A 5,118-nucleotide genomic window follows, 5' to 3' on the forward strand; every position below is an offset into this window, starting at 1 on the left:
CAGCGAATACCTGACGTGCCGCCGCATGATTTGACAGCATCGCGAAGCGTCATTACGCCGCCTTCAATGTTTTCGGACAAGACGCCCCGATCCATTCCGTACGCGCGACCGGTCGCCCCCGTAAGCTGCATCGGTCCAAGAACGCCACTGAAGGAGCCGGCACATGCTGACATCGCGCCTTCGTGAGCGGACACGGCAAGAGCGAGCTTAGGATCAACGCCATACTTGGTGGCGGCGTCTACAATCATATTGGCGATGTTCGGGTTGCGCTCCATCATCTCTTGCGTGGACGGATAACTCGGCAGACCCGCTCCGTTCTTACAAAGGGAAAGCAAGGTCGTCTTGTCATTGAGGTCGCAAGAATTTGCATCCTGGTCAAAGGAATTCGCTTGCGCAACACGCGCTTGTCCGACGACCAGGAGCGCGGAGAGGAGTATCGGCAGGGGACGCAGCATCTCACTTCCCCGGGCAGAAATCATAGATGGTGCCATTGATGGAGAGCGCGTCGCTGGATGGGCGCGTAATCTTCATCGGCGTGATGACCGGGGAGTTGCTGCCACGTTCTGTACATGAGGCTTGAAACGCATCGTCTCCATGACGGGTGCCTGCTATCTTGCAGGTGCTTGTGCCGACGGTGATTGCGTCGCCGTCGAATTCGGCAAGTTCGAGAGCGCCGACGCCTTGATCGAGATCGGCACATGTGTGTGTTGACTGTACATATGATCCCTGCGGAGCCTTGAGCGGATCAAGCACTTGCGCGATTGCCGGCGAGATCAAGACGGCCAGAGTCGTGAAGACTGTCGGGCCGGCCATGCTAAACCTCCTGAACACCATCCTGCCGTGGCCGCCGCCAGAAGCCGCGGTCAAGGCCGCGCATCGCGCGCCGTCAGGGAAGCCTTGATCCGCTGGCGATGGCCGGTGGCAGGCTGGTGTACTGAATAAGGTCAGGGTTTCCATGTCGATCATGGTTGCGCTCCTTCCGAATATCGAGGTTGCTCGCGGCTTCCCCTAGGGTTGTGGGACAGGGACCCGGAATTGGCATTCCGGGGCGATTTCACCTTGGAATACGACGCCGGCGCGAATGGTTTTGGCCTGAACATCATATGCACCCATCGCACCATTCCGAGCGAGGTCGGGGCGGACGTTGTTCGGTTGCGCGCCATATTCGATGAAACAGCCGGTGCCAGCGTCAGCGACCGTGGATCGGCCATTCTGATAGATCGCCAGGCGCATGGGGCATCGTTTCAGCGTGGCCTTGCCGACGGGATCCTTGCGGATCGGCGAGCAGCCGGTAAGCGTGTGCAGGACCGAGAGCACGACGGTTTTCGTCGGGCCGCGCACCACGATGTGACTCTCGGATGCCGGCGCGTTGGCGACCGCAAACCGCGTATCGCCTTTGGCCGCGTAGGCGTCGTTGTTCTCCTTCAGCCGGTCGGCCCACAGCGAGGCATAGGGCACAGCTTCAGAGTTCGGGAGCTCGAGATCGGCATAGGCGACGGCGCGCCAGGCGTTCGCATCATGCGTGAGCGACTGAGCCGAAGCGTGAGGAGCCAATGTAAGGGCAGCCGCGACTGCGACAAATGTCAGGCGTTCGTGCATTCCTTGCCTCGCTTTTATGCCCTATGAATAAATCAATGTGTTGGTGATTGTCGAGCGTGATATTTGGATGGAACAAGAAGCTCGCCTATCGGGACTGGATGAATTGCGAGGCCTTGCGATCGGGCTCGTGGTGCTGTCGCATGTCGGACCGGTCTTCGCAGAAGGCGGGACGGCCTCCGCTCTGCTGTTTGCGCCGGCATGGAGCGTCGGGGTCGACCTGTTCTTCGTGATTTCCGGCCTGGTGGTGGAACGCTCATTACGAAGCCTGCGGCATGAGCGCGGAGCGCTCGAAGCGACCTCGGCCTTCTATGTCAGGCGTGCCATGCGGATCGTGCCGCTGGCCTGGTGCGTCGGCACCATCCTCTCGATCGGGTTGCTCTTCCCGGGAAGCGGCATTGAGCCTGAAGACGCGAAGGCGGCCTTCGCGTTCATCTCGAATGTGCATTGGGCGCCCTGTTTCGGGGGCGCCGCAGGATGCGGGAACGCCTTTGCGTTCGCGCCATTCTGGTCCGTTGCCGCCGAGGTGCAATTCTATCTGCTGGCTCCGCTCCTGGTGTTCCTACTACCGCGGCGTGCGCTTGTCGCGCTGGCCGGGCTCGTCCTCGTGGTCGGGGCGTTCACGCTCCGGCCATGGGGCGGGACGCTTTGGACGTTTCGCATCGATGCAATCGCGGTCGGTCTGGCGATCGGGGCAATCAGGGGGACAAGCGCATGGCCCCGTCTGGCGGAACACCTGCGGGTGATCGGCAACATGGAAGCGGCGTTCTGGATGTCGGTCGCGGCCTTCATGTTGGCGATCTTGCCGCAGACGACGCATGGCTTGGCGACTGCCCTGCTGGCGTTGATGTGCGGGTGGATCGTGACAAGGGCGACCCTGCGGGGCGGTTCCGTGACCTGGCCTGGGCGGATGCTGCGCCGACTGGGAGGCATCTCCTATGCCCTCTACCTGATCCACCTGCCGGTGCTGGCGCTGTGCAACTGGTCGCTTGGCCAGTTCCTGGGTACCCCGGCGACCGCAACGCTCTCGATCGCGACGGCGATCGGGATGTCCCATGTGCTGACGGCGGTCATGGGAGATCCGCTCCACCAGCTCGGTCGCCGATGGTCAAATCGAACAGTACGGGAGGTGTCGCCGTGACGGAAGAAAATCGTCAATGGTCGCTTGGTGGCGAAGATGTCGATCAGATTCCGCGAGGGGTGAGAGCGCTGGCGGAGCAACTATTAACGGAAAACGACGGCGATGCCGTGGCAGCGCTAGTCGGGGCATGCTGCGTTATTGGAGCCATGCGGCCGGCGATATCGAGGGGCATGGTGGGCAATGGATCCTCCTCAGGGGTCGATATAGCGCAGGTGCTGGATGTGTTCGTGCGAAGCGAGCACCAGCCAGAAGAGCAGGACCGGCAATGGTGAATTGCGTGCGACTGCTAGAATTTATCCGCGACCGCCTGGGAAAAAACAGGCTCGGCGAGAGCATTGCCGAGCGGTCATCGGCCGACAGCGAGAGAGACGTGGTAGTAAATCGGCAAGCTGCGTGACGACACATACGTAGCCTCGCAGAAGCCAGTCGCGAAACGTTGGTTTTGCGACAGGGATCGTTCCGCCGTATGTTCGGCTCGACCATTGGAGTGTGACGGCGCGGCTTAATAGCGGTCGCCGAACCAACCCTTGCTTTTTGGGGGCGAGGGTTCCTGATAGGCCCACGGCACGGACTTGTAGGACGGTCTTGGGTCTTGGACGTGCCAAGTCTTCTGCCAGTAGTAGAAATTGAGGGGTACTCGGGCCAGCACGCGGCCATCGTCCGACAGGAGGTCGCAAGCGCAGGCGACGACGGGGCCGTTGTAATATTGCACGCGGCCGGAAGAGCCGTGGAGCGCTCCTGGCCGGCAGGCAAAGACGCGGACACCTGCAGCCATCGTGTCCGGGGCTTCTGCAGGGACGGAGATCGTCTTTATGCCTTCCTTCGTGAGCGAGCGCACACGTACGGAGCTCCAACGCGAGCGGCGCAAAGCGTTGTTCGCCTGGGCTTCTGTTGGGTAGCCGGTGCGCCGGGTCACGATCGGCGGGAAGCGGCCCCAGTCGGGGGCATATTCCTGCCGGCTGCGGCTGCTCAAACCCGGCTTCCAATAGGGGTCCGTGACCGCAACGGGGCTGGCGAAGGCAGAATGTGAAGCGTCCGGCGAATGCCCGGCGCAGCCGGCGAGCAACGCCGCAGATGCGACGACGGGAAGGATATGGCGAAAGGGACGCATGTCGTGCTCCGGGGTCATGGGTTTGGCGAGGATTTCCGGTACAGCCAAGGCATCTGGAAGGCGCTGGCCCAAATACCGCGATAGGATTTGCGAGCCTCACGCTCGAGCTGGGCGTATGTGGGGATGCGATGATCGGGATCGTCGGGGAGGGTGATGGCTATACCGGCTTTCAGCATTTCGGCTGCGACGTCGGCCATTTCGCCGGTTGCGCAACGCGCGACGATGACGGCCTCGTCTTTCCGGACCGGCAAGCAGGCAACCCATTTATCCAAGGTGGCGTTCACGAGCCATGCCACGGCGACAACGCCACATGGCCATGTCTGCTTTCCAAGCCTCGCAGTCTGGCCCAGATCGCAGGCGTCAACGCCGTAGAGCCGGTACTTTTGTTTGGTTTCGACATCCTGGAACGTCCTGGGCGAGAGGACCACGACGCGCATCGGATTGCTCGCTGACGCCCGGGGTGTAGACGCCGGGCGCCATGGCGGTGTCCAACGTGGGGACCTGCGCCGGGCGACTGGCGGCATCGTCAGGGCGAGGCCGCAAGATGTCGCCGCGATAGCAAGGGCAGCGCCAATGGTTTTACGAGCCGGCTTCACTGATCGGGTCTCGGGCTGGCGTGAGCGCACAAATCGATGCCTTCGGCGATCACCTCCGTGGGGGAGTGGATGACGCCGCCCTTCTGATGCATGCTTTCCGACACGCGCGCCGGGACGAGCACCGTGTCGCCTTTGTGAATCTGGCGCGGCACGAAATCGGCCATCTTTCCCTCGAAGAAGGTGACCGTCATCCAATCGCTGACTGATTTTCTTTGGCCCTCGTCGTCGAGCCATGACCGGTTGGTGGCGACACGGTTCCCGATCGACATTTCCAGGAAGCAAGGGTTGGCCGCTGGTTCCCATGACTAACTTCTCTCCAGATTCATTGAGTCAGTAAACTATCTCACAAATCGCTGTGCAAGTGTCTCTGGCTCAAAATCCGGCCGGTGGGGAGGGCGCTCTTGCCCGGATCCGGCGCCGGATGCGCCGGGGTCGGATCCACGGTTTCGAACTGGGCGCGGGCGGTCTGATTTTTGTGATTCGGCCATCCGAGAACAGGGCGTTCCCGGTTACCCGTGTGTACATCTCCCAAGCCGGTGCGAGGGCCTTACGCGGGTATTCAGGGAAGATGCGACCTGTTTCGACCTGCTGCCGGAGCCGTTGGCGCAGCGGCTCGGTGACCCTGCCGACCTCCGCAAGCGTTTCGATCAGCACTTCCTCGAACATCGGCGGGA

The 5,118-nt window shown here is 61.9% G+C and carries 9 protein-coding genes; 2 read left to right on the top strand and 7 right to left on the bottom strand.

What is annotated here, in order from left to right; all coding sequences use genetic code 11:
* The 3 genes from EOA38_RS27435 to EOA38_RS27445 form a co-directional block, all read right to left on the bottom strand.
* Positions 1-455 (bottom strand): transglycosylase SLT domain-containing protein (locus EOA38_RS27435; protein ID WP_189434929.1); only part of this gene is annotated, 455 nt, incomplete at its 3' end.
* Between the two features lies 1 nt (position 456).
* Positions 457-966, bottom strand: a complete 510-nt coding sequence (locus tag EOA38_RS27440; RefSeq protein ID WP_127300697.1) for a hypothetical protein — start codon at positions 964-966, stop codon at positions 457-459.
* Between the two features lie 42 nt (positions 967-1,008).
* Positions 1,009-1,599: a hypothetical protein gene (locus EOA38_RS27445; RefSeq protein ID WP_127300698.1), complete on the bottom strand. Its 591-nt coding sequence runs from the start codon at positions 1,597-1,599 to the stop codon at positions 1,009-1,011.
* A gap of 37 nt (positions 1,600-1,636) precedes the next feature.
* On the opposite strand from EOA38_RS27445, the gene EOA38_RS27450 reads away from it, so the two are divergent.
* Together EOA38_RS27450 and EOA38_RS27455 are read left to right on the top strand one after the other, a co-directional pair.
* Positions 1,637-2,737 carry an acyltransferase gene (locus EOA38_RS27450; protein ID WP_245480929.1) on the top strand — a complete coding sequence of 367 codons (1,101 nt, stop codon included), beginning with the start codon at positions 1,637-1,639 and terminating at the stop codon, positions 2,735-2,737.
* The gene (locus tag EOA38_RS27455; protein ID WP_127300700.1) at positions 2,734-3,009 is read left to right on the top strand and encodes a hypothetical protein; all 276 of its coding nucleotides are present in this window, start codon (positions 2,734-2,736) and stop codon (positions 3,007-3,009) included. The genes EOA38_RS27450 and EOA38_RS27455 overlap by 4 nt, the downstream gene beginning before the upstream one ends.
* Before the next feature lie 230 nt (positions 3,010-3,239).
* Here EOA38_RS27455 and EOA38_RS27460 read toward each other — a convergent pair whose 3' ends face one another.
* The 4 genes from EOA38_RS27460 to EOA38_RS39805 form a co-directional block, all read right to left on the bottom strand.
* A complete protein-coding gene (locus EOA38_RS27460; RefSeq protein WP_245480930.1) occupies positions 3,240-3,848 on the bottom strand; it encodes a hypothetical protein in 609 nt (202 codons plus the stop codon).
* Between the two features lie 14 nt (positions 3,849-3,862).
* Positions 3,863-4,285: a thermonuclease family protein gene (locus tag EOA38_RS39355; RefSeq protein WP_189434931.1), complete on the bottom strand. Its 423-nt coding sequence runs from the start codon at positions 4,283-4,285 to the stop codon at positions 3,863-3,865.
* Between the two features lie 155 nt (positions 4,286-4,440).
* Positions 4,441-4,713 carry a single-stranded DNA-binding protein gene (locus EOA38_RS39360; RefSeq protein ID WP_189434933.1) on the bottom strand — a complete coding sequence of 91 codons (273 nt, stop codon included), beginning with the start codon at positions 4,711-4,713 and terminating at the stop codon, positions 4,441-4,443.
* A gap of 103 nt (positions 4,714-4,816) precedes the next feature.
* Positions 4,817-5,118: hypothetical protein (locus tag EOA38_RS39805; RefSeq protein WP_210212992.1), on the bottom strand; the 302-nt coding region annotated here is incomplete at its 5' end.

It is taken from the genome of Mesorhizobium sp. M1E.F.Ca.ET.041.01.1.1, assembly GCF_003997355.1.
Classification (GTDB): Bacteria; Pseudomonadota; Alphaproteobacteria; order Rhizobiales; family Rhizobiaceae; genus Mesorhizobium.

Bases quoted from the DNA above. Each gene is read 5' to 3' on its own strand.
- EOA38_RS27440 (WP_127300697.1), bottom strand. From the start codon at position 966: ATGATCGACATGGAAACCCTGACCTTATTCAGTACACCAGCCTGCCAC.
- EOA38_RS39360 (WP_189434933.1), bottom strand. From the start codon at position 4,713: ATGTCGATCGGGAACCGTGTCGCCACCAACCGGTCATGGCTCGACGAC.
- EOA38_RS27445 (WP_127300698.1), bottom strand. From the start codon at position 1,599: ATGCACGAACGCCTGACATTTGTCGCAGTCGCGGCTGCCCTTACATTG.
- EOA38_RS27460 (WP_245480930.1), bottom strand. From the start codon at position 3,848: ATGCGTCCCTTTCGCCATATCCTTCCCGTCGTCGCATCTGCGGCGTTG.
- EOA38_RS39355 (WP_189434931.1), bottom strand. From the start codon at position 4,285: ATGCGCGTCGTGGTCCTCTCGCCCAGGACGTTCCAGGATGTCGAAACC.